General features: G+C 70.6%; 17 protein-coding genes and 1 pseudogene. 9 read left to right on the top strand and 9 right to left on the bottom strand.

What is annotated here, in order from left to right:
• Positions 1 to 239: 239 nt before the first annotated feature.
• The 4 genes from ACIBU0_RS27520 (at position 240) to ACIBU0_RS27535 (ending at position 5,185) form a co-directional block, all read left to right on the top strand.
• Positions 240 to 3,533, top strand: a complete 3,294-nt coding sequence (locus ACIBU0_RS27520) for a nitrate- and nitrite sensing domain-containing protein (protein WP_398823376.1) — start codon at positions 240 to 242, stop codon at positions 3,531 to 3,533.
• Positions 3,534 to 3,543: 10 nt separating this feature from the next.
• Positions 3,544 to 3,957, top strand: coding sequence for a roadblock/LC7 domain-containing protein (locus ACIBU0_RS27525; protein WP_004983065.1), 414 nt, complete (start codon positions 3,544 to 3,546; stop codon positions 3,955 to 3,957).
• Between the two features lie 93 nt (positions 3,958 to 4,050).
• The gene (locus ACIBU0_RS27530) at positions 4,051 to 4,623 is read left to right on the top strand and encodes a DUF742 domain-containing protein (protein WP_398823379.1); all 573 of its coding nucleotides are present in this window, start codon (positions 4,051 to 4,053) and stop codon (positions 4,621 to 4,623) included.
• A complete protein-coding gene (locus ACIBU0_RS27535) occupies positions 4,604 to 5,185 on the top strand; it encodes an ATP/GTP-binding protein (RefSeq protein WP_031224757.1) in 582 nt (193 codons plus the stop codon). Before ACIBU0_RS27530 ends, ACIBU0_RS27535 begins: the two co-directional genes overlap by 20 nt.
• Positions 5,186 to 5,331: 146 nt before the next feature.
• Here the strand turns inward: ACIBU0_RS27535 and ACIBU0_RS27540 are convergent, their stop codons facing one another.
• From ACIBU0_RS27540 to ACIBU0_RS27550, 3 genes are all read right to left on the bottom strand, one after another.
• Positions 5,332 to 5,526 carry an acyl-CoA carboxylase subunit epsilon gene (locus ACIBU0_RS27540; RefSeq protein ID WP_398823383.1) on the bottom strand — a complete coding sequence of 65 codons (195 nt, stop codon included), beginning with the start codon at positions 5,524 to 5,526 and terminating at the stop codon, positions 5,332 to 5,334.
• A 57-nt stretch (positions 5,527 to 5,583) separates the two neighbouring features.
• The gene (locus tag ACIBU0_RS27545; protein ID WP_398823386.1) at positions 5,584 to 7,167 is read right to left on the bottom strand and encodes an acyl-CoA carboxylase subunit beta; all 1,584 of its coding nucleotides are present in this window, start codon (positions 7,165 to 7,167) and stop codon (positions 5,584 to 5,586) included.
• Positions 7,168 to 7,321: 154 nt separating this feature from the next.
• The gene (locus ACIBU0_RS27550; RefSeq protein ID WP_398823389.1) at positions 7,322 to 9,670 is read right to left on the bottom strand and encodes a polysaccharide lyase 8 family protein; all 2,349 of its coding nucleotides are present in this window, start codon (positions 9,668 to 9,670) and stop codon (positions 7,322 to 7,324) included.
• A gap of 154 nt (positions 9,671 to 9,824) precedes the next feature.
• Between ACIBU0_RS27550 and ACIBU0_RS27555 the strand changes: the two genes are divergently transcribed.
• The gene (locus tag ACIBU0_RS27555) at positions 9,825 to 10,379 is read left to right on the top strand and encodes a YceI family protein (RefSeq protein WP_398823392.1); all 555 of its coding nucleotides are present in this window, start codon (positions 9,825 to 9,827) and stop codon (positions 10,377 to 10,379) included.
• Positions 10,380 to 10,452: 73 nt separating this feature from the next.
• Here the strand turns inward: ACIBU0_RS27555 and ACIBU0_RS27560 are convergent, their stop codons facing one another.
• Positions 10,453 to 10,830, bottom strand: coding sequence for a pentapeptide repeat-containing protein (locus ACIBU0_RS27560; RefSeq protein WP_398823395.1), 378 nt, complete (start codon positions 10,828 to 10,830; stop codon positions 10,453 to 10,455).
• Here ACIBU0_RS27560 and ACIBU0_RS27565 point away from each other — a divergent pair.
• The 3 genes from ACIBU0_RS27565 to ACIBU0_RS27575 all read left to right on the top strand — a co-directional run bounded on the left by ACIBU0_RS27565 (position 10,829) and on the right by ACIBU0_RS27575 (position 12,533).
• A complete protein-coding gene (locus ACIBU0_RS27565; RefSeq protein ID WP_398823397.1) occupies positions 10,829 to 11,203 on the top strand; it encodes a hypothetical protein in 375 nt (124 codons plus the stop codon). The two genes, ACIBU0_RS27560 and ACIBU0_RS27565, sit on opposite strands and share 2 nt — an antisense overlap.
• A gap of 119 nt (positions 11,204 to 11,322) precedes the next feature.
• Positions 11,323 to 11,547, top strand: coding sequence for a hypothetical protein (locus ACIBU0_RS27570; protein ID WP_398823399.1), 225 nt, complete (start codon positions 11,323 to 11,325; stop codon positions 11,545 to 11,547).
• A gap of 203 nt (positions 11,548 to 11,750) precedes the next feature.
• A complete protein-coding gene (locus ACIBU0_RS27575; RefSeq protein WP_398823402.1) occupies positions 11,751 to 12,533 on the top strand; it encodes a S1 family peptidase in 783 nt (260 codons plus the stop codon).
• Positions 12,534 to 12,637: 104 nt separating this feature from the next.
• On the opposite strand, the gene ACIBU0_RS27580 is transcribed toward ACIBU0_RS27575, so the two are convergent.
• Entirely contained in the window at positions 12,638 to 13,996 is a 1,359-nt protein-coding gene (locus ACIBU0_RS27580) for a hypothetical protein (RefSeq protein ID WP_398823404.1), read from the bottom strand.
• Positions 13,997 to 14,155: 159 nt separating this feature from the next.
• Entirely contained in the window at positions 14,156 to 17,179 is a 3,024-nt protein-coding gene (locus ACIBU0_RS27585; RefSeq protein WP_398823407.1) for a glycoside hydrolase family 3 protein, read from the bottom strand.
• 235 nt (positions 17,180 to 17,414) lie between these two features.
• Between ACIBU0_RS27585 and ACIBU0_RS27590 the strand changes: the two are divergent.
• A pseudogene (locus ACIBU0_RS27590) lies at positions 17,415 to 18,977 on the top strand (glycoside hydrolase family 30 beta sandwich domain-containing protein); the annotation flags it as partial.
• 165 nt (positions 18,978 to 19,142) lie between these two features.
• Here ACIBU0_RS27590 and cimA read toward each other — a convergent pair.
• The 3 genes from cimA to ACIBU0_RS27605 all read right to left on the bottom strand — a co-directional run bounded on the left by cimA (position 19,143) and on the right by ACIBU0_RS27605 (position 22,949).
• Positions 19,143 to 20,747 (bottom strand): citramalate synthase, encoded by a 1,605-nt coding sequence (cimA, locus tag ACIBU0_RS27595; RefSeq protein WP_398823409.1) that lies wholly within the window; start codon positions 20,745 to 20,747, stop codon positions 19,143 to 19,145.
• Positions 20,748 to 21,054: 307 nt separating this feature from the next.
• Positions 21,055 to 22,365, bottom strand: a complete 1,311-nt coding sequence (locus tag ACIBU0_RS27600; protein ID WP_398823411.1) for a TolB family protein — start codon at positions 22,363 to 22,365, stop codon at positions 21,055 to 21,057.
• Positions 22,362 to 22,949, bottom strand: coding sequence for a hypothetical protein (locus ACIBU0_RS27605; protein ID WP_398823413.1), 588 nt, complete (start codon positions 22,947 to 22,949; stop codon positions 22,362 to 22,364). Before ACIBU0_RS27605 ends, ACIBU0_RS27600 begins: the two co-directional genes overlap by 4 nt.
• Positions 22,950 to 23,025: the final 76 nt, after the last annotated feature.

A 23,025-nucleotide genomic window follows, 5' to 3' on the forward strand; every position in this document is an offset into this window, starting at 1 on the left:
GTACAAAGGCCCCGTCTTTTGACGGGGCTCGTTCTTTATGACCGTTTTATCTGGGGCTTACATCACTCCGAATCCGCCGCTCCCACTGTTTGGAAGAGCGCAGGCCGACGTGCTGGAATGCCTGAACTGCCTATTAGTCAAAGACGTACTCAGCAGTACTGCGTACTCAATGACGAACTGGGCTCTGAGACACTGCGGCACAACGTAGGTGCCGACCCCGCCGGAAGGTTGTTGGTCGAGTGAGGCGAAGCAAGAACAGTCCCGAGCCGTCGGCCCGGGGCAACTTCACCCCGCCGCCGCGCGGAGCGGCGCCCGCCCATGTGCCCGGATCGGAACCAACGGCGGCGCCCGCGCCCAGCGGCGGCCGTCTCTCGCCGCGCAACTGGCGCGTGCCGACCCGGCTGAACGCGATCCTGCTCATACCCGTGCTGGTCGGCCTCGTCATGGGCGGCTTCCAGGTCAAGAGCTCGATCGACACCTGGCAGGAAGCCGAGGACGCGGAGAACACCGCGCGTCTGGTACGTGCCTCCCTCAACTACGCCGACGCCCTCTACAACGAGCGTGACGTCACCGCCGCCCCGCTGCTGAAGGGCTCGGCCCAGACCCAAGAGGACAAGGCAACCGTCAGCGCGGCCCGCGACGCCACCGACAAGGCCGCCGACGAGTTCGACCAGGCCGCGCAGAACATGCCGGAGAAGGCGGGCCTGGAGCGCCGCCTGCGGTTGTTCCGCGAGGCCGAGCCCGGGCTCACCGAGCTGCGTGACAGGGCGTACACCTCGAAGCTCACCGGTGTGAAGACCGAAGAGGGCTACGTCGAGGTCGCCCACCCCCTGACCGAGTTCGCCAACGAGCTGGGGCTGGGCACCGGCAACATCACCTCCTACGGCCGCACCGTCTACGCGATGGAGCTGACCAAGGCGGCGCTGTCACTGCAGCGCTCCATCGGCATGCACCTGCTGATCAAGCCCGGTCCGACCGCCGGCAGCTTCGCCAGCCAGCGGGTCGCGCTCTCCTCGTACGCCTACCTCGAAGGGATCGCCGTCGAGGAGTACATCGGCGGTGGCACCGAGGCCGACGCGCAGAAGCTCGAGGACGCCAAGAAGGACATCGAGGCCGAGGGCAAGCAGCTGGCCACGCAGGCCGCCGCGGCCGCCAAGGCCAAGGGCGAGACATATGTGCCGCCGCCGTCCAATCCGACCGACATGATCAAGGCCATCGTGGCCCTGAAGACCACGGACGCCGGCGAACGTCTCGCGCTCGCGCAGAAGGGCGTCTCCGCTCAGAACTTCTGGGCGGTGAACACGCTCAAGTTCAACGCCTACCGCCAGATCGAGAACGACCTCGCCAACACCGCGGTGAACGAGGCCGCCACCATCTCCGACGACGCCAAGCGCGACGCCCTGATCACCGGTGCCGTGGTCGTGGTCGCCCTGCTCGTCGCGTTCATCCTGGCCGGTGCCGTGGCCCGCCAGATGTCCCGCTCGATGCGCCAACTGCGCAACGCCGCCTTCGGCATCGCCGAGCAGCGCCTGCCGATGCTGGTCGACCAGCTCTCGCGCACCGACCCCGGCCGCGTGGACACCCGTGTCGCGCCCATCCCGATCAACACCCGCGACGAGATCGGCGAGGTCGCCCGCGCCTTCGACCAGGTCCACCGCGAGGCCGTCCGGCTCGCCGCCGAGCAGGCCCTGCTGCGGGGCAACATCAACGCGATCTTCACCAACCTTTCGCGCCGCAACCAGTCGCTGATCGAGGGCCAGCTGACCCTGATCACCGACCTGGAGAACAACGAGGCCGACCCGGACCAGCTGGAGAACCTCTTCAAGCTGGACCACCTGGCGACCCGTATGCGCCGCAACGGCGAGAACCTCCTCGTCCTCGCCGGCGAGGAGCCCGGCCGCCGCTGGGACCAGCCGGTCCCGCTGGTCGACGTGCTGCGCGCCGCCTCCTCCGAGGTGGAGCAGTACGAGCGCATCGAGCTGTCGGGCGTCCCGGAGGCCGAGATCCACGGCCGTGCCGTGACCGACCTCGTGCACCTGCTCGCCGAGCTGCTGGAGAACGCGACGACGTTCTCCTCCCCGCAGACCAAGGTCCGCGTCACCGCGACCCGTCTCCCCGACGGCCGCGTCATGATCGAGATCCACGACAAGGGCATCGGCCTCACCGCCGAGGACTTCGCGGACATCAACCACAAGCTCGCCAACCCGCCGACCGTGGACGCCGCGATCTCCCAGCGCATGGGCCTGTTCGTGGTCGGCCGGCTGTCCGACCGGCACGGCATCCGCGTCCAGCTGCGCCCCTCCGGCGAGCAGGCCGGCACCACCTCGCTGGTCATGCTGCCGGACGCGATCACGCACGGCGGTGGCGGCGAGCAGCAGCCCGCTCACGACGAGTTCACGGTCTCGCAGATCATCCCGGAGCAGAGCTTCCAGGGTGAGGACTTCAACAACGGTCTGCCGATGCGCACGGCCGCCGAGCTCGGCTTCGACGACAGCCGTTACTCCGAGGTCCCCGACGACATACGCGAGCTGGACCCCGTGGGCCGCTCCCTGATGCGTGAGGAGCGCCGCGCGGCTCTGGAGGCCCAGGCGCACGGCCAGCAGCCGGGCCAGGAGAATCCCGAGGCGCCCGCGTACGACGACTTCACCGGCCCGCAGGGCTACGACGGCCGGAACGGCTACCCCGAGCAGACCGGCGGGTACGACCCGCAGCGGGCGTACGAGGAGCAGCGGCAGACGTCGTACGAGGAGCAGCAGCAGGCTGCGTACGACGAGCCGCAGCGGGCCGCCTATGACGAGCCGCAGCGGCCGTCGTACGACGACCAGTACTACGCGCCGAACGGCGGTCTGCCGCAGAACGACTCCTTCTCGTCGGGCGGCGGCTACCCCGAGCCCTCGTATCCGGAGCCTGCGCGCGAGGAGCCCGCGGCTGCGAGCGCGTCCGCCCCGGAGACCTTCACGGCCTTCGAACAGCGGCGTCAGCAGGACGACTGGCCGCAGCCGAACGGCTACCGCAACGGTTACCCGGACAGTTACGCTCCGGAAACGGAATCCGCGCAGGCCGATGACGCGAACGAGCGCGACCGCGTAGGCTTCGACCGTCCGGAACCGGCTCCCTCCGCCGGCCACGCGCTGACCGACGCCGGGCTTCCGCGCCGCGGATCCGTCGCGAGCGGCACCAACGGCGCACGGCCCGCGCGGCAGGAAGCGCCGGCCCCCACACCGGAGAGCAACGGCGACAGCAGCTGGCGTTCACAGAACGACGACCGCTGGCAGCAGGCCGCGCAGCTCCGGAAGCCCAAGGCAGGCGGGGTGACCTCCTCCGGTCTGCCGCGGCGGGTACCCAAGGCCAACCTGGTCGAGGGAGCCGCCGCAGCCACCCCACAGGGCGGCCCACAGGTCTCCCGCGCTCCCGAGGACGTCCGGGGCAGGCTGAGCAACCTGCGCCGGGGTGTCCAGCGGGGTCGCAGTGCGGGAAGTGAAACGAACGGCCAGGGCTTCGGTCCTGACAGCACCTACAACCAGGAGCGTTAGTGTGAGCCCGATGAGCCAGGCGGCACAGAACCTGAACTGGTTGATCACCAACTTCGTGGACAACACCCCCGGGGTGTCGCACACGGTGGTGGTCTCCGCCGACGGACTCCTTCTGGCGATGTCCGAAGGCTTTCCGCGCGACCGCGCCGACCAGCTCGCGGCCGTCGCCTCCGGTCTGACGTCACTGACGGCAGGCGCCTCCCGCATCTTCGAGGGTGGCAGCGTGAACCAGACGGTTGTGGAGATGGAGCGGGGATTCCTCTTCATCATGTCCATCTCCGACGGTTCCTCGCTCGCCGTCCTCGCACATCCCGAGGCGGACATCGGCCTCATCGGGTACGAGATGGCGCTTCTGGTCGACCGTGCCGGTACGGTCCTGACACCGGATCTGCGTGCAGAGCTTCAGGGAAGCCTGCTCAACTAACAGACAGTCGGTGCGTTTTGGCGTCCCGGGGCCGTAAGGTTTCGGGACGCGGCTCCACATGATGGGTGCCAGGCACAGTCGGAGGAGGAGAAAGTGGCAACACCCCCAGACGGTTCGTCAGCGGGCAACTGGTCGTACGGCCCTGCCCAGGGCCACAACGACGGTTCCCAGAACCGGTACAACTTCCCCTCCTCGCCGAGCCAGCGGCAGCCGTACGCCCCGCAGGGCCCCGGGCCCTCGCCGTACGACCAGCCGCCGGCGCCGCGCATCCAGCCGGTGCAGCCGCAGCGACGCGCCCCTGAGCCGGCGCCCGCCGGGGCGTCGAACAATCCCCTGGTGCGCCCGTACGCCATGACCGGCGGCCGGACGCGCCCGCGCTACCAGCTCGCCATCGAGGCACTGGTGCACACCACCGCGCAGCCGCACCAGATGCAGGGCCAGCTGCCCGAGCATCAGCGGATCTGCAACCTCTGCCGGGAAATCAAGTCGGTAGCCGAGATCTCCGCGCTCCTGACGATCCCTCTCGGCGTGGCCAGGATCCTCGTCGCCGACTTGGCGGAGGCGGGCCTGGTCGCCATCCATCAGCCGGGCGGCGACGAGAACGCCGGCGGCCAGCCAGACGTGACACTGCTCGAAAGGGTGCTCAGTGGACTTCGCAAGCTCTAGCGGCGGTCCTTCCCGCTCCACCACCTCCGCGAAGATCGTGGTGGCGGGCGGCTTCGGCGTGGGCAAGACCACGTTCGTCGGCGCCGTCTCGGAGATCAACCCGCTGCGCACAGAGGCCGTCATGACGTCTGCTTCGGCGGGCATCGACGACCTCACCCACACCGGAGACAAGACGACCACGACGGTCGCCATGGACTTCGGCCGTATCACCCTGGACCAGGACCTGATCCTGTACCTCTTCGGTACGCCGGGCCAGGACCGCTTCTGGTTCATGTGGGACGACCTGGTGCGCGGTGCCATCGGCGCGGTGGTGCTCGTGGACACCCGGCGCCTGGCGGACTGCTTCCCCGCGGTCGACTACTTCGAGAACAGCGGCCTGCCCTTCGTCATCGCCCTCAACGGCTTCGACGGCAACCAGCCGTACAACCCGGACGAGGTCCGCGAGGCCCTCCAGATCGGCCCCGACACCCCGATCATCACGACGGACGCCCGCCACCGCGCGGACGCCAAGTCGACGCTGATCACCCTCGTCGAGCACGCGCTGATGGCACGGCTGCGGTAGCGCTGCCGCGCGGTTGACGACAAGGGGGGCCCTCTCCGAGACGGAGAGGGCCCCTTGTATTGCCTGTGTGCCGCCGCCGCTGGTGTGGGGGCACACGAAGGGGGCCCACCCGGGCGGGTGGGCCCCCTTCGAGGTCCTACGGGCCGTCAGCGCCAGCTGTGCGGGGCCCGGAAGCCCGGCTCGCGCTCCAGGCGGCGCCAGCCCGCCTTCGCGCGGCCTCGGTGGGCCGGGGCGGGCTCGGAGGGCTGGGCGGCGGCGCGGGCCAGGAGGATCGCCGTGATGGCGGCGACTTCCTCGGGCTCGGCGTGGCCCTTCTCGACGCGGATGTCAGGGAGGTTCATGGGTGTCAGTCTCCGTGGATGAGGTTTCCGCGGGGGTACCGCGAAGGATCCGCTGGGTTACTGCGGGGGGTTGCCGTGCTTGCGGGAGGGCAGGTCGGCGTGCTTGGTCTGGAGCATCGCCAGGGACTTGATCAGCACCTCGCGGGTTTCCGAGGGGTCGATCACGTCGTCGACGAGACCGCGCTCGGCCGCGTAGTACGGATGCATCAGCTCGGACTTGTACTCCTTGACCATGCGGGCCCGCATGGCGTCGGGGTCCTCGGCCTCGGCGATCTGCCGGCGGAAGATGACGTTGGCCGCGCCCTCCGCGCCCATCACGGCGATCTCGTTCGTCGGCCAGGCGTAGGTGAGGTCGGCCCCGATGGACTGGCTGTCCATGACGATGTAGGCACCTCCGTACGCCTTGCGCAGGATCAGCGAGATCCGCGGCACGGTCGCGTTGCAGTAGGCGTAGAGGAGCTTCGCGCCGTGGCGGATGATTCCACCGTGCTCCTGGTCGACACCGGGCAGGAAGCCGGGTACGTCCAGAAGAGTGACGATCGGGATGTTGAAGGCGTCGCACATCTGCACGAAGCGCGCGGCCTTTTCGCTGGCCTCGATGTCCAGCACACCCGCGAGCACCTGCGGCTGGTTGGCGATGATGCCGACCACCTGGCCGTCCAGCCGGGCCAGCGCGCAGATGATGTTCCGCGCCCAGCGCTCGTGGACCTCCAGGTAATCGCCGTCGTCGACGATCTCCTCGATGACCTTCGCCATGTCGTACGGCCGGTTGCCGTCCGCCGGGACCAGGTCCAGCAGGACGTCCGAGCGGCGGTCGGCGGCGTCCGTGGAGTCGACCCGGGGCGGGTTCTCGCGGTTGTTCTGGGGCAGCAGCGACAGGAGGTAGCGGACCTCCGCGATGCACGTCTCCTCGTCGTCGTACGCGAAGTGGCAGACGCCGGAGGTCTCGGCGTGCACGTCGGCGCCGCCCAGGCCGTTCTGGGTGATCTCCTCGCCGGTCACCGCCTTGACCACGTCCGGGCCGGTGATGAACATCTGGGAGGTCTCGCGGACCATGAAGACGAAGTCGGTCAGGGCGGGCGAGTACGCCGCGCCGCCCGCGCAGGGACCGAGCATGACCGAGATCTGCGGGATGACGCCGCTGGCCTTGGTGTTGCGCTGGAAGATGCCGCCGTAGCCGGCGAGGGCGGAGACGCCCTCCTGGATGCGGGCACCCGCACCGTCGTTGAGCGACACCAGGGGTGCGCCCGCCGCGATGGCCATGTCCATGATCTTGTGGATCTTGGTGGCGTGGGCCTCGCCCAGCGCGCCGCCGAAGATGCGGAAGTCATGGGCGTAGACGAAGACCGTACGGCCCTCCACCGTGCCCCAGCCGGTGATGACACCGTCGGTGTACGGCTTCTTGGCCTCCAGACCGAAGCCCTGGGCGCGGTGCCGGCGCAGCTGCTCGACCTCCCGGAAGGAGCCCGCGTCCAGCAGCAGCTCGATCCGCTCCCGGGCGGTCAGCTTGCCCTTGGCGTGCTGCGCCGCGGTCGCCTTCTCGCTCGGGCCGGCCAGCGCCTGCGCACGGATCTCGTGCAGCTCGGCGGTCCGCCCGCGGGCGTCGATCGGCTCACCCGGTGCCTCTTCCAAAACGGTCATGTAGCGACCTTACGAAGGACACGAAGGAAAGCGAGCCGTTGACTCCGTACAGTCTCCGGAGCGTTTTCCTGGTACCACTGAACAGAACCATCGCGGCATGCAGCCCTTCCGACTGCTCAGAGGGCATGCGGATTGTCGGGGTCGCACAAAGACGTCAGCCGAGAGCCACCTCACATCGATGGCTCGTACATACCATCCCCGGGGTGACACGGACGCGCAGTCGGCGGCCTGTCGAGAGGACCTCGACCGAGTCGTCCGCCCGCAGGATCCGGCGTACCGGATGGTCCCAGGTGATCTCCAGCGGCTCGCCCGTGCGCGGCGGTTCGCTCACGCAGAGCGTAGCGCTGCGGCCGCGGCGGCGGAGCAGCACGCTCGCGCCGGCGGAGGCGGTGAGCGGGCCGGATGTGCCGGGCTGCCAGAAGTTCGCTGCCGTCAGGCCGAGGGAGGGGACGCGGACCGCCTGGCACGCCGCGTCGTTGGCGAGGATCGACAGCCACCGCCGGTCGGCGGCCCGGGCGGCCACCGTATGCCGGCCGGCGCCGGGCATGAGCAGGTAGACGTACGTCGCGTCGGCCGGGTCCGTGCCGTGGTCCAGCCAGAGGGTCTGCCAGCGGCGGGTGCGGCGCTCCGTCGTACTGCCGGTGTTGATGTCGGACCAGGCGCCGGTGCGGTCCTCGCGCAGGGTGCGCAGATCGCCGTACGGCACCACCCAGCCGCCGTGGCCCGCCAGGTGGGCCCAGCCGGGTCCGCGTACGAAGGCCTGGGAGCCGCGCTCCCCCAGATTGCGGTTGTCGACGACCGTCTCGACGGGGACGCCGTCGGTGCAGCTGATCCCGGCGCCGAGGCAGATCACGGCGTCGGCGACGCAGAACCACGACTTGCGGGCTTGGAGGGTCGAGCCCAGTCCTTTCACGTGCTGCCCGATCGCCGCGTACTCGCCGTCCGTCGTGCCCCCGACCCACCGCACGTCCGGCTTGGGCTCGCCCCACTCGCCGCCCGCCTTGTCGGGAAGGCGCTTGCTGGAGACGGTCGTACCGGGGAGGCGGTACCAGTCGACGGTCGGCCAGTACCAGTCCGTGTACTGGTCACCCTGGCCCTGCGTCCACCAGGAGAGCATCCCGGCTCCCGTGTGCCAGCCGCGCGGGTTCTCGCCGTTGCCGCACTCGTAGTGGGCGATGCGGTCACTGGCCATGGCGATGTTCGCGACGAAGCCCGGGCGGCGGTGCACTGCCCGGTCCATCGCGGCGAAGAGGTGGTGGCCGGTGGGCTCGGGCGCGGCGGGGACCGGCGAGGCGGCGACCGCGTGCAGTCGGGCGAGGTCGGCGACGCCGAACTGACGGGCCGTCAAGAGTGGTGTGACGGTGTCCCGTTCGATCCATCCCTTGATACGGCCGTACCAGCGCTCCCGTTCCGCCGCGCTCGCCCCGGTCGCGAGGAGGGCCATGGCGGCGATGACGCCCTGGCCGTGGAAGTGGTCGCTGCGCATCACGTGCCGCTCGTCGCTCTTGAGGTAACCGCGGCTGATGGCACGGCCGTTGACGCTGTCCATCATCAAGCCGTCGTGGACGAGGGGGGCGTAGGCACGCTCGACGCTGTCGAGGACGATCTGCTTGTGCGGGTCGGTCACCGCCCACTCGGATCCGGCGAGCAGGGCGAAGAGACGGCCGAGGCCGTCGAGGAGGACCTGGCCGTAGGTGCCGGAGTAGGCGACCCAGGTGTGCTGGACGAAGGAGCCGTCGGCGTAGAGGCCGTCGCCCTTCGTGACGTACGGGAAGACCGGCGAGAGCGCGTCACGGGCGAGCGCGATCTTCGCGGGTGTCCGGCCGAGGATGCCGCGCAGGGCGACGCTGCGGCACAGGTCGACGCGGTTGGCGCCGGTGGAGGTGCCGGAGTAGTCGGTGAGCATCGCGTCCGGGACGAAGTGGTCGACGGCCGCGCAGGCGGCGGCGATCCGGGCGTCGCCGAGGTGGCCGTACAGGGCGGCCATGAGGTCCATCAGCAGACGGGGGCTGCCGATCTGCCACTCCCACCAGTTGCCGTAGCGGGTGGTGGAGGGGTTGTAGACGGTGGCGGAGAGGTGGTCGAGGCCGCGCAGGACGTCGGCGAGCAGGGCGGGGTCGGCGGTGGAGCCGGTGCCCGGCTGGACGTAGGCCTGGGCCATGGTCCACAGGCGGCCGTAGCTCTGGGTGATGCCGGCGGGCGGGTCGTAGGGGTGGCCGGGCCACAGCGAGATGGGGGTGGGGGCCATGGTGGCCTGGAAGGCGCGGGCGAGGGTGCCGGTTTCGGCGAGGCGGGAGGCGTACGGCTCTGCCTCGGGGTCGTAGCCGGTGCCGAGGGCGATGTCGAGCCAGCGCAGGCGGAGGGTGTCGTAGGGGTCTGCGACGGCGGCGCGGGCGGCGGGAGCGGGGGCGCTCAGGAGCGCGGCAGCGAGTAAGACGGCTCGGCGGCTGGGCCCCGTGGAGGCTCTTCCGAAGGCTCTCGAGGCTCTTCGCTGTGGGTTCATGGGTGGGTTCATGCCCTGGGCATCTACCACCTCACAGTAATCACGCCAACACCTTGCGGATGATGTTGAATCCTGAACGGAATAGGTCTAGGGTCGGTCGCGTTGATGTAGTTCAAGATTCAACATCCTCGACATTCTCTCGAAGGAGCACGTCATGGTGAACACCGACCTCTCCGCACTGACCGGCGACTACACGATCGACACGGCCCACTCCACCATCGGCTTCACCGTCCGCCACGCCATGGTCACCAACGTCAAGGGCAAGTTCCTCGACTTCAGCGGCTCGCTCCACCTGGACGGCAGTGACCCGTCCGCGTCCACGGCGTCCATCGACGTCAAGATGGACAGCATCGACACCGGCTCCGCGGACCGCGACGGCCACCTCAAGAGCGCCGACTTCTTCAAGATCGACGAGTTCCCGACGATGACCTTCCGCTCGACCGCGGCCGAGGCCCTCGGCGGCGAGGACTACCGCATCACCGGCGACCTGACGATCCTCGGCACCACCAAGCCGATCACCATCGACCTGGAGTTCAACGGCGCGGCGAAGGACCCCTTCGGCAACGAGCGCGTCGGCTTCGAGGGCAAGGCGGAGATCAAGCGCTCCGAGTGGGGTCTGACCTGGAACGCGGCCCTGGAGACGGGCGGCGTACTGATCTCCGACAAGATCAAGCTGAACTTCGACATCTCGGCGATCAAGAACGCGTGAGCCCACGTCGACACCGCCGGCACCTGCGGCCTGGACCTCCACGGCCCGCGGAAGGCCGGCCGGGACCGCCCGCTCAGCCCTGCCGGCGGGCGGTCCTGGGCGGCCGGTAGCCGAGGGGCCACTCGGTCGTGGACGAGTACTTCGCCCCGGTCAGGTCGGCCTGCCCGAGCTCGGCGAAGGTGAGGGTGGCACCCGTCAGGTCGGCACCGGAGAGGTCGGCCCCCGTGAGGTCGCCGCTGACGAGATCGACGTGGGTCAGGTGCGCGCCGGAAAGATCGGCGCCCTGCATGTCGGCGCCGCTGAGTTCGTTGTTGGCCAGGTCCGCGCCGGAAAGATCGGCGCCGTGGAGGTCGGCCGCGCTGTTCGGGGCGGGGTCGTTCGCGGGTGTCGCTGCCGGGGGGCGGCTGGCCGACCGGTGGGCCGGTGCGGTGCTGGTCGGAGGGGGAGGCATGCTGTGCCTCGGCTGGGGGGCCTTCGCGCTCGGTGCCGGAACGCCGGCCGTGGCGCTCGCGTTCGTCTGCGGGCAGGGCGCCCTGTCCTTCGGCGTCGGGTCCGTGCTGATCGCCCAGGCGCTCTACGCCGCGCCCGGCGCCCCCACACTGGCCGACGGCTTCGCCACGGCCGCGTTCAACGTGGGCGCCGCACTGGGGCCATGGCTCGGCGGTACGGCCATCGGGGCCGGCCTCGGGTACCGGTCGCCCCTGTGGATCAGTGCCGTGCTGGTCGCGACGGCCCTCGCCGTGGCCGGCGTGGCGGGCGGACCTGCCGGGCGGGGAAATCGGGGCGCGGTCAGGCGTCGGGCTTCGACATCATGGCCGGCATGACCATCACGTCCCGGCCCTCTTCCGCATGGGTCGCCATCACCTCGTACGAGATCCGGACGGGGCGCCCCCACCCCTTGGCCGCCGTTCGCGCCTGACTGCGTGAACGCGGCATCGACTGGATGCCGTTCACCGCGGGGGAGGTCCGCTGGGACCGGGTGTGCGCGCCCGGTCCCGATGGGCACTGGCACGCGTGGATCACGGTCCATGCCGATGCCGGTGCCCTGCGGCGGCTCGGGCTGCACCCGGATCAGCCGACCGCCGTCGTCAACGCACCGTCGCCGCCCGGCTGGTGGCATGCCGCCGGGGAGCGGTACGGACGGCGGTTCCCGGACGCCAGGCCTTAGGTCGGACACGGCCTGGCGGGGGTGGCCGGATTTGGCCACTTGTCGGGGCGCACCCGGCCTTCCCATAATCCAGCAACACATTTGACCGGCGCATGCCACAAGGAGGGCAGCTCTTTCCCTCTCCTTTCCCCTTGCGTGGCATGCCCCTGACAGACCAGCGCTCTCCACGTTCGCATGTCCAACCCCCCACGGAAGGCATCACGTTGAAGAAGCTCCTCACCGCGCTCAAGAGATGCGCGGCCATCGGCGCCACCGCTCTGGCGATCGCCAGCCTTCAGCCCGTCTCGGCCGCTGAGGCCGCTCCGCAGCCCGTGGTCGGCGGAACCCGTGCCGCGCAGGGCGAGTTCCCGTTCATGGTCCGGCTCTCCATGGGCTGTGGCGGCGCGCTCTACACCCAGCAGATCGTGCTCACCGCCGCGCACTGCGTGGGCTCGACCGGCCCCAACACCAGCATCACCGCCACCGCGGGCGTCGTGGACCTGCAGTCCACCAGCGGCCGCGTCCAGGTCCGCTCCACGTACGTGTACCGGGCCCCCGGATACAACGGCGACGGCAAGGACTGGGCCCTCATCAAGCTCGCCCAGCCCATCAATCTGCCGACCCTGAAGATCGCCACCACCACGCAGTACAACACCGGCACCTTCACCGTCGCCGGCTGGGGCGCGGCCACCGAGGGCGGCGGCCAGCAGCGCTACATGCTCAAGGCCAACGTGCCGTTCGTCAGCGACGCCCAGTGCCGCTCCTACAGCGGCTACAGCGGCCTCATCGCCAACGAGGAGATCTGCGCCGGCTACCCGCAGGGCGGCGTCGACACCTGTCAGGGCGACTCCGGCGGCCCGATGTTCCGCCGCGACGCCAACAACGCCTGGATCCAGGTCGGCATCGTCAGCTGGGGCATAGGCTGCGCCCGCCCGAACGCCCCCGGCGTCTACACCGAGGTCTCGACCTTCGCCTCCGCGATCGCGTCGGCGGCGGCCGGTCTCTGACACACGTCGCATGCACGGGCCCGGCGTCCTCCGACGCCGGGCCCGTGTCCGTATCTGATCCGTACCTGATGCCGCACCTGATCCGTACCTGTGGCAGGTACGGATCAGAATCCTCCGCCGCCGTCGAACCCTCCCCCGCCGAAGTCCCCGCCACCGAACCCTCCGCCGTCGAACCCGCCCCCGAAGTCCCCGGCGTCGAAGTCCGCCCCGGACACGTCGCCGCCCTCGTAACCGCCGCCGCCGTACCCGTACCCCGCCCCGTAGTCGGCCGCGTAGGACGGCGTGGCCATCATGCTGCCCAGCATCGTGCCGATGAGCAGACCGGGAAGGATGCCGCCGCCGAAGTAGCCGCCGGCCCAGGGGCCGTAGGCGGGGCCGGCCTCCCAGTACGGCCGGCGGCCGTACTCCGTGTCCACCTCGCGGACCACGGGGTCGCGGCCGGCGGCCAGGCGGGTCCGGTCGGCCGCGCAGACCGGGACCTCACGCGGGGTTCCGCCGGGCGGCGTCCAGGTCTCGTCGGCCACCGCCGTTCCGTGCCGCGGGTCGAAGAAGCAGGGCGGGCGGCGTTCCGGCAGGGGCCGGTGATCCCGGCGGGCGGCCAGCTGGGTGAGGGAGAAGCGGCCGTCCGCCAGGGCCTGGGTGACCGCCTTGACGTCCTCCGGTCTGCGGGCGCCGTCCATGAGCCGCCGCGCCTGCTCGTAGGCGTCCAGGGCGCGTTCGTAGTCCGCGCGCATCGCGTCGTCGGCGCCGGGCTCGGCCGGGTGGAAGTCCAGGCGGTCCATTTCCTCGCCGAAGGCGGTGATGTCCTCGTCGACCACGACCCGCAGCTTCTCCAGCGCCGCCCGCTGCTCCTCCTCGTGGCGCCGCCGGTTGCGCCGGACCAGCGCGTACGCGCCCGCGCCGCCCGCCGCCAGCACCACGCCGACCGCGATCAGCCCGCTGACGTCCACGCCCGTGCTCCCGCCGTCGCTCCAGCTCGCGGGCGCCGTGCCGCGCACGTTGCGCAGCGCCGCGTCGACGAAGTCGTTCAGCTGGGCCTTGGCGTCGCCGGCGCCCTGCACCGAGGTGACCAGGTTGTCCACGCCCTGCCGGGACAGCACGACGGAGTCGGCCGCCGCGTCGAAGCGGTCACCGACGCGGACGCCGTACAGGCCCGTGACACCGGTCTCGGTACGGAGGTTCAGCAGGAGATTCTGCGTCGGCTGATCGGCCGGGAGGACGGCGACGAAGACCGGCTTGTCGGCGTCCTTGATCTTGTCGGCGAGCGCTTCGGCGTCCGCGGACGACAGCTGGTCCGAGGCGGCGGGGGCCACATAGACAGGATCCTCGCGCAGCGCCTCGGCGACCTGGGAAAGGTCCGTGGCCGCATGTGCGCCGGGCGCGCCGGCCATGAACACCGCGGCAGCCGCGGCGACCGGCACGATCAGCGAGCGCATGAGGCCCCGGAAGAGCGGAGTCCTCATACCCTCGACGCTACCCGATGGGCCGGGTGATGGCGTCGGTCCCGGTGGGCGGATTCCCACCGCGACCGACCTCCTCGCGACCCACCTCCTCCCGACCGGCCTGCTCCCGACCGCCGGCCCCTACGGCATCCCGTGCCGCTGTCTGCCGCCCACGACGGCTCACGCCGCCCGGTACGCCGCGCTCAGCCTCTCCACCGCTGCCCCGTACCGGCCCGTCAGCAGCAGATGGTCGGCGTCGGCGAAGGGCTTTGCCACCGCCTCGGTGATCTCCGTCCCTGCCTTCTGCTGGACGATCAGCCGGGCCTTGGTGACGAGCGCGCGCCCCGCCTCCTGCGCCCCGGCCTTCTCGGCGGCCGCGGCGGCGATGCCCAGCGCCTTCAGGGTCGCGGCGCCGCCCCCGGGCACCTTGGTCAGCGTGGTCAGGCCCCAGCCGTAGGGGAACCTGGGGTCGTACGACGCGTCCCCGACGTTGATCGGCAGCTGGGCCTCGCTCTTCGGCCAGGTGACGGGGAGCTGCCCGGTGAAGGGCCGCTTGCCGTAGAGGACGTCCGCGACGCCGTCGCCCTCGGTGCCCGGCAGCCAGGACGCGACCAGCGCGTCGATCCCGACCAGCGTCTCGTCGTCGATCAGCTGCGGGCGCCCGGAGACGATCAGCACCGCGCACTTCATCGCGCCGCACACCCGGTCGACGGCGGCCCGGTCGGCGGCGCTCAGCCGGAGGTCGTGGCCGTTGCCGACGTCACCGACGCCCTCGGCGTACGGGGTCTCGCCGACGACGACCACCCCGACGTCGTAGCCGGTCAGCGGCTCGGAGGCGTCCTTGGACCAGGTCAGCCGGGTGGCGTTCTTCCGCAGGGCCTCCAGGATCGTCGTGCCGGGGGTGATGTCGCCGGACGAGCCCTGCCAGGTGATCGTCCAGCCGCCGCTCTGGTTGCCGATGTCGTCGGCGTTGGATCCGGCGACGTAGACCTTCTGCGACTTCTTCAGGGGCAGCACACCGTTCGCGTTCTTCAGCAGCACCTGTGACTCGGCCACCGCCTTCCGGGCCACGGCCCGGTGTTCGGCGGACCCGATCTCCGACGCGCCGCTGGTGTCGGCGTACGGCTTCTCGAAGAGGCCGAGGCGGAACTTCTGGGTGAGGATGCGGGAGACGGCGTCGTCGATCCGCTTGTCGCTGATACGCCCGGCCCGGACCTCCTGCACGAGCGTCGTCCGGAAGTCCCGGAAGGCGTACGGAGCCATGATCATGTCGAGGCCGGCGTTGACCGCCGTACGGATGTCGGAGGCGTAGTCGCCGGGGATCTGGTCGATGCCGTTCCAGTCGCTGATCACGAAGCCGTCGAAACCCATACGGTCCTTGAGCACGCCGTTGATCATGTCGGCGCGGGCGTGCATCCTGACCGGGCCCTGACCGTCGCCGATCAGGTCGAGCGAGGAGTACGAGGGCATGACCGTGCCGACACCGCGGTCGACGGCCGTCTCGTACGGCGCCAGGTGGACGGCCTCCAGCTGTTGCCGGGTGACCTTGGTGACGCCCTGGTCGACGGTGTAGGTGCCGGTGGTGGAGGAGCCGTACGCGGTGCCGCCGTCGCCGACGAAGTGCTTGGCGGTGGCGAGGACCTTGTCGTCGTCCTTCAGGTCCTTGCCGTCGGGGGCGCCCTGGAGGCCCTGGATGATCGTCTCCATGGACTCGACGAGGGCCGGGTCCTCACCGAAGGACTCGTACGCCCGTCCCCACCGGTCGTCCCGCGTCACGCACAGGCAGGGCGCGAAGTCCCAGGGGATGCCGGTGGCCCGTGTCTCGGCGGCCGTCACCGCGCCCGCCCGGTAGGCCAGGCCCGGGTCGCGGGTCGCACCGAGTCCGACGTTGTGCGGCATGATCGTCGCGCCGGCCAGGTTGTTGTGGCCGTGCACCGCGTCGACGCCGTAGATCAAGGGGATCTGGAAGCGGGTGGCCTGCGCCCGCAGCTGGAACCCGTCGATCATCTCGGCCCAGGCCTCGGCGGTGTTGGGCGTCGGCGTCGAACCGCCGCCCGACAGGATCGAGCCGAGGTCGTACGCGGCGATGTCGCCCTGGTTGGACAGGGCCCCGCGTTCGGCCTGGGTCATCTGGCCGGCCTTCTCCGCCAGGGACATGCGGGAGAGGAGGTCGGCGACGCGCTTCCTCACGGGCAACTTGCTGTTCAGATACGGCAGTCCGTGCGCGTCGACCACGACCTGCGGGGTCTCGCCGGGGGCCTTGGCGCCGGTGACCGTCAGTTTCAGCGGGATCGTCTCGGCGGGTTCGGCGGACCTGTCCTCGAGGGTGGCGATGCGGACGGTGCGGGAGGTGCCGGAGACGGTGCCGGCGGGGAAGGTGACCGTGCCGCCGACCGGCGTGTAGTCCTCGCCGGAGTCCGCGGTGCCGCCCGCCGTCTCGTACGTGACGGTCACCGGCTCCTCGATCGGGGCGGACCCGGTGGTGGCGACCGAGATCCTCACGGCCGCCGTGTCCCCCTCCCGCACCGGGTACACGGCGGCGTCGGTGAGGACGGAGGCACGGAGCGACTGGTCGGCCTTGCCGTACAGCTCGACACCGTCCATGGCGAACTCGCCCTTGACGCCGACGGGGAGGGTGACGGAGTAGCCCCAGATCTCGGTGAGGCCGAGGATGTGGTCGATGCCGCCGACGGGCTGGTAGTCCGTGCGATACGTGAAGTCGGTGAAGGGCAGCTCGATCTGTTTCCAGCCGGTGAAGTCATCGGTGAAGGACGTCGTCCACAGCTCGGAGGCCTCGCCGTTGGCGCCGCCGTCCTTGAGTTCGAGGGGGATCTTCCTGCCGTCGTTGTGGCCCTCCCACCACAGCCGGAGGCCCTTGTGGGCCGACCAGTCGTGGGCCGGCTCGGCGAAGGCGAAGTCATGCGTGAAACCGCCGTAGCCGCTGATGTCGTACGTGCCGGCCAGGACCTTCCCGCCCTCGGGGGCGTCGGCGCGGGCGGTCAGCGTCAGGGCGGGCGGGTCGTCGGTGTCGCTGCCCCAGGTGAAGATGCCCTCGGCGGGCGGACGCGCGAACGGGACCTCGCCCTCGAAGCGGTCGACGGGGACCGGGGCGGGGTCGTCGGCGCCGGACGCGGGGGTGGCGGCGGTGAGCGGGAGCAGGGTGGTGCAGAGGGCTGCGGAGACGAGCAGGGCGGTTCTTCGCATGGACGTCCCTCGACTCTCAGGCGGCACTGATGACTTACCTCACGCCATGAGTTAACTGGGGGCGCCGATTGCCGTCAAGACTTCACGTCAGAACCCGTGGTCGCTCAAGTCCTGGCCGGATCAGGGACGTTGTCCCTTCATCTCGTGAACGCGCAACCCCTTGACGCATCCAGGAAGCCGTCATTTACTCACGCCTCGCACGCCCCCATCCCCCACTCCAGAAGGGCGGCGCTCCATGAGGAGATCCATTCGGACGCTCGGGCTGCTTTGCGCCGGGCTCCTCACCACGGCCGGCTTCTCGGCGGCCACCCCCGCGCAGGCCACGGGCGAACAGGTCACCGCCTGGCTCACCACGACGGACGACGCCGGCGGACGCCATGTGGTCCGCGGGCTGCAGGCGCAGACACCGTTCGCCTTCCAGTCCGGCTCCGGCGGCAGTGGTGAGAACATCACCGTCGACGAGAACACCCGCTATCAGACCTTCACCGGCGGCGGTGCGTCCTTCACGGACACCGCGGCCTGGCTGATGGACGGCAGCGGCGCGCTGTCGCAGGCCGCGAAGGACGACACGATGCGCAAGCTGTTCTCCCCGACGGACGGCATCGGGCTGTCCTTCCTGCGCAATCCCATGGGCGGCTCCGACCTGGCCCGGTTCGGCTACACCTTCGACGACCTGCCGGCCGGGCAGACCGATGCGGATCTGTCCGAGTTCTCGATCGCACATGACCTGGAGGACGTCGTGCCGCTGACCAGGCAGGCACGGCAGCTGAACCCGGGCCTGACGGTGATGGCCTCGCCGTGGACGGCGCCCGCCTGGATGAAGGACGGCGGGCAGCTCAACGGGGGCTGGCTGAAGGCGGAGTACTACGGGGCGTACGCCTCGTACTTCGTGAAGTACGTGCAGGCCTACCAGGCCCAGGGCATCCCGGTCGCGTACGTCACGGCGCAGAACGAGCCGACCTGCTGCTCGGGTTATCCGTCGATGAGCTGGAACGCGAACGGGCTGGCGTACTTCACGAAGAACGAGCTGCTGCCGAAGCTGCGGAGCGCGGGCCAGTCGACGAAGGTGCTCGCGCACGACTGGAACTGGGACACCTACGACGCCTACGCCGCGCAGACCGTCGACGACGCGGCGATCCGCTCCCACCCGAACTTCGGCGGGATCGCCTGGCACGGCTACGGCGGTGACGTGAACAAGCAGACGCGGGTGCACGACCAGTACCCGCAGCTGGACGCGTTCGGCACCGAGCACTCGGGCGGCACCTGGATCGCCGACCAGCAGCGCGAGGACATGCTGAACATCGTCGACTACACACGGAACTGGGCGAAGTCGGTGACGAAGTGGTCGCTGGCGGTGGACCAGAACCGGGGGCCGCACAACGGCGGCTGCGGGGTCTGCGACGGCCTGATCACCGTCCACAACGGCGACTCCCGGCACGGGCAGGTCGACTACACCGTCGAGTACTACACGATGGGCCATCTGACGAAGTTCGTACGGCCGGGCGCGCAGCGGATCGCGTCCACGGCATCGTCGTCCGTGCCGAACGTGGCGTGGCGGAACCCCGACGGTTCGAAGGCGCTGATCGCCTACAACGACGCGTCGACCGCCAAGACGGTGACGATCAACTGGGGTTCACAGCACGCCACTTACTCGCTGCCGGGCAAGACGTCGGCGACCTTCACCTGGTCGGGCACGCAGACCCAAGGCCCTTCACAGTAGGGCGCGTTCGTGGGCCTGGCGGGCAAGTGCCTCGACGTGACGGACAACTCGTCGGCGAACGGTGCCCGTGCGCAGATGCAGTAGGGCGTGGTGCGGGGCCGTGGGCTGAGCCCCGCCTCTCGGCGCCGGGGCGGCACATGCAGCCCGTCCGGCGTTTGAGGACGAGGCCCCTTCAGGGCCGAAGCGGGGGTCTGGGGGCCGCAGGCCCCCAGCGCTGACCGCACCGACGCCGGGCGACGTCGGCTACTCCGCCGGCGTCACACCGGCCCGCAGCAGCCCGTACGCGTACGCGTCCTCCAGCGCCTGCCACGACGCCGCGATGACGTTGTCGGCGACGCCCACCGTGGACCACTCCCCCGCCCCGTCGGACGTGGAGATCAGGACGCGGGTGGTGGACTGGGTGCCGTGGACGCCCTCCAGGATGCGGACCTTGTAGTCGACGAGGTCGAGCTTGGCGAGCTGGGGGTAGATCTTCTCCAGGGCCACGCGCAGGGCGCGGTCCAGGGCGTTGACCGGGCCGTTGCCCTCCGCCGTGGCGACGATGCGCTCGCCCTTGGCGAAGAGCTTGACCGTGGCCTCGTTGGCGTGGGTGCCGTCGGGGCGGTCCTCGACGATCGCGCGCCAGGACTCGACGTCGAAGTACTTGAGGGGCCTGCCCTCGACCTCCGCGCGCAGGAGCAGCTCGAACGAAGCGTCCGCCGCCTCGTACGTGTAGCCCTTGAGCTCGCGCTCCTTCACCCGCTCGACGACGCGGCCGACCAGCTCACGGTCGCCGCCCAGGTCGATGCCGAGTTCCTTGCCCTTGAGCTCGACCGAGGCGCGGCCCGCCATGTCGGAGACCAGCATCCGCATGGTGTTGCCGACCAGCTCGGGGTCGATGTGCTGGTACAGGTCCGGGTCGACCTTGATCGCGGAGGCGTGCAGGCCGGCCTTGTGCGCGAAGGCCGAGACGCCGACGTAGGGCTGGTGGGTGGAGGGGGTGAGGTTCACGACCTCCGCGATGGCGTGGCTGATGCGCGTCATCTCGCGCAGGTGTCCTTCGGGGAGGACCTTCTTGCCGTACTTGAGCTCCAGGGCCGCCACGACCGGGAAGAGGTTGGCGTTGCCGACGCGCTCGCCGTAGCCGTTGGCCGTGCACTGGACGTGGGTCGCGCCCGCGTCGACGGCGGCGAGAGTGTTGGCCACCGCGCAGCCCGTGTCGTCCTGGGCGTGGATGCCGAGGCGGGCGCCGGTGTCGGCGAGGACGGTCGAGACGACCGCCTGGACCTGGGCGGGGAGCATGCCGCCGTTCGTGTCGCAGAGGATCACCACGTCCGCGCCGGCCTCCGACGCCGTACGGACGACGGATTTCGCGTACTCGGGGTTGGCGCGGTAGCCGTCGAAGAAGTGCTCGCAGTCGACGAAGACACGGCGGCCCTGCGAGCGCAGGTACGCGACCGTGTCGCGGACCATCTCCAGGTTCTCGTCGAGGGTGGTGCGCAGGGCCAGCTCCACGTGCCGGTCGTGGGACTTGGCGACCAGGGTGATCACCGGGGCGCCGGAGTCCAGGAGCGCCTTGACCTGCGGGTCCTCGGAGGCCTTGCCGCCCGCGCGGCGGGTGGAGCCGAACGCGACCAGCTGGGCGTGCCGGAAGTCGATCTCCTGCCGGGCGCGCGCGAAGAACTCGGTGTCCCTCGGGTTGGCGCCGGGCCAGCCGCCCTCGATGAAGCCCACGCCGAACTCGTCCAGGTGACGGGCGATGGCCAGCTTGTCGGCGACGGTGAGGTTGATGCCCTCCCGCTGGGCGCCGTCGCGCAGGGTGGTGTCGAAGACGTGGAACGAGTCGTCGAGCTCGCTGGTTACCGTCATGGTCGTAAGGCTCCTGTGTTGGATCTCGGTCTACCGGAATGACCGGCTCCACCGCCCCCACCTATGGTCCCTCGCGCTCTCCGCCCGGCTGCGGGTGGGCCGGGAAACAGAAAAACCCCTCGCGGGTGCGAGAGGTCTGCGCGCGGGTCGAGGACGACGGTGTCCACCCGTACCTGGTCGTACGCGGTGGTCACTGCGGACCGGCGCGCCTGCTGCCAATAATCATGGCGAACGAGAGCACGGGGGCAGTCTGGCACAAGTCGCCCCCGTGCTCACCGTCCGTCTCAGGATGCGAGCACTGTGCTGATCACCGCACGTGCCGGACGAAGCCGTCGTCCGCGCCGTTGGTGTCGCCGGCGACGAGCTGGGCCGAGGCGCTGCCGAGGCCGATGCGCTTCGCCCCCGCGCTCACCGTCGTCAGCCGGACGTAGGTGTCCGTCACGGGCCCGCCGGTGACGGACTCGCTGATCAGGCGGGTGGATCCGGTGCGCAGGTCGCGCAGGTAGACGTTGGCCGGGCCGAGCGTTCCGTCGGGCAGCCTCGGGGTGGCCTCGTATCCCACGTAGCGGCCGTCCGCGCTGATCACGGGCCGGTCGGGCATGGTCTCGCCGCCGGGGCCGGTGTCGACCCGCCGGGTGATGTCCCCGCGCAGGTCGCGGACGTAGAGGTCGGACGCGTCCGGGCCGCCGCCGGGGACCAGGTCCTCGTCCCAGTTCTGGAAGGCGACGGTGCGGCCGTCCGCGGAGAGCGTGGCGGGCATCGCGTACCGCTGGGCCGGGGAGCCGTCCGCCTTGACGTTGACCCGCTCCTCGGTGCCGGTGCGGCGGTCGTGCACCCAGGTGACGCCGTTGGAGCTGCGCGGGACGAACTGCGTGTACAGCACATAGCGGCCGTCGTCGCTCACGTCCTGGAAGAGCGCCGGGTTGGTGGGGCGGTCGGGGTTGCTGACCCGCTGCGTCGTGCCGGTGCGGCGGTCGAAGACGTACACGGCGCCGAAGAGGTCGCGGGCGCCCTCCTCCATCCGGGAGGCCTTGGCGTTGAAGGCGATGTAGCGGGCGTTCGCCGAGAGGTCGGCGCCGGCCGCGTAGGCGGAACCCCCGTCGAAGCCGACGCTGATCCGCTGCGTGCTGCCGGTGCGCCGGTCGTGCAGATAGATGTCGGTGGCGCCCGCGTCCGCGGGCGGGGTGTCCCACGGGACCAGGTTCCGCGCGGTCGAGCCGAACAGGACGTACCGCCCGTCGGCGCTGATGGCCTGCACGGACGACTCGCGGTCGGCCTGCGTGCCGGCGGAGCTGACGCTGACCCGCTCGACGGTCCCGTTGCGCAGGTCGCGCACGAAGACGTCCGACGCGCTGTTGGTGTCGCCGGGCACCAGGTTGGACGCGTCGGCCGTGAAGGCCGCGAAGCGGCCGTCGGCGCTGAGCTGCGGTCCGTAGGAGTCGCCGTTGCCCTGCTCCCCCGTCGCCGACCGGGTGACCCGCTCGGTGGAGGGGACGCGCGGCTGGGCGCTCGTCGAGGTTCCGGTCAGGGCCACCGTGGCGGCGACGAAGGCGGCGGCGAGCGCGACGGCCCGCTTGGTGCTGTGCATGGTTGTTCCCCCGTGGTCGGTCGTGCTCATTTCACTGTCCTGAGGAAGATGTCCGACACCCCGTTGGTGTCCCCCTCCACCAGATCGGGTGACGCCGATGCGAACGCGACGACGGTGCCGTCGGCGTTGACAGAGGGGTGCCCGGCCGGGAGGTCGTTGCGGCCGCCCCAACGGTGCCGGTCGGCGTCGGTGGCCGGCAGCGTGGCCGCGTAGGTGATCCACGAGCAGGTGGGATCCACCGCGGGCTGTCCCATCCAGGTGAAACGGACGCCCTGGTAGTGGCCGATGCCGGTCAGCCTGCCGACCGTGCGGTTGCGGATGTGGACCTGCGGGCCGCCGTCGGACTCGGCCACATAGCCGACCATGCGCCCGCTGTAGCAGGGCGTGCACGGCGTGAAGTGCGCGCAGCCGAGACTCGGCGCGGTGGACGTGAACGCGACGTGACGGCCGTCGGCACTGAGCGCGGCCCCGCTCGACGGCCCGTCGGCCTGGGTGCCGTCGGCGGCGGTGCCGACCCTCTCGGTTCTCGGCGTGTGCGGCGCGGCTGACGCGGTCGTTCCCGTGACCGCGAGCAGTGAGGCCGCGCCTGAGAGGCATGCTGCGGCTCTGGACAAGTTCCCCCCTGTATTCCCCGTTGACGCTTCTCCCCCGGCCCCGCGCCGAGGGCTCCCCACGAGGCAAACGCACCAC

It is taken from the genome of Streptomyces sp. NPDC049627, assembly GCF_044465645.1.
Lineage (GTDB): Bacteria > Actinomycetota > Actinomycetes > Streptomycetales > Streptomycetaceae > Streptomyces.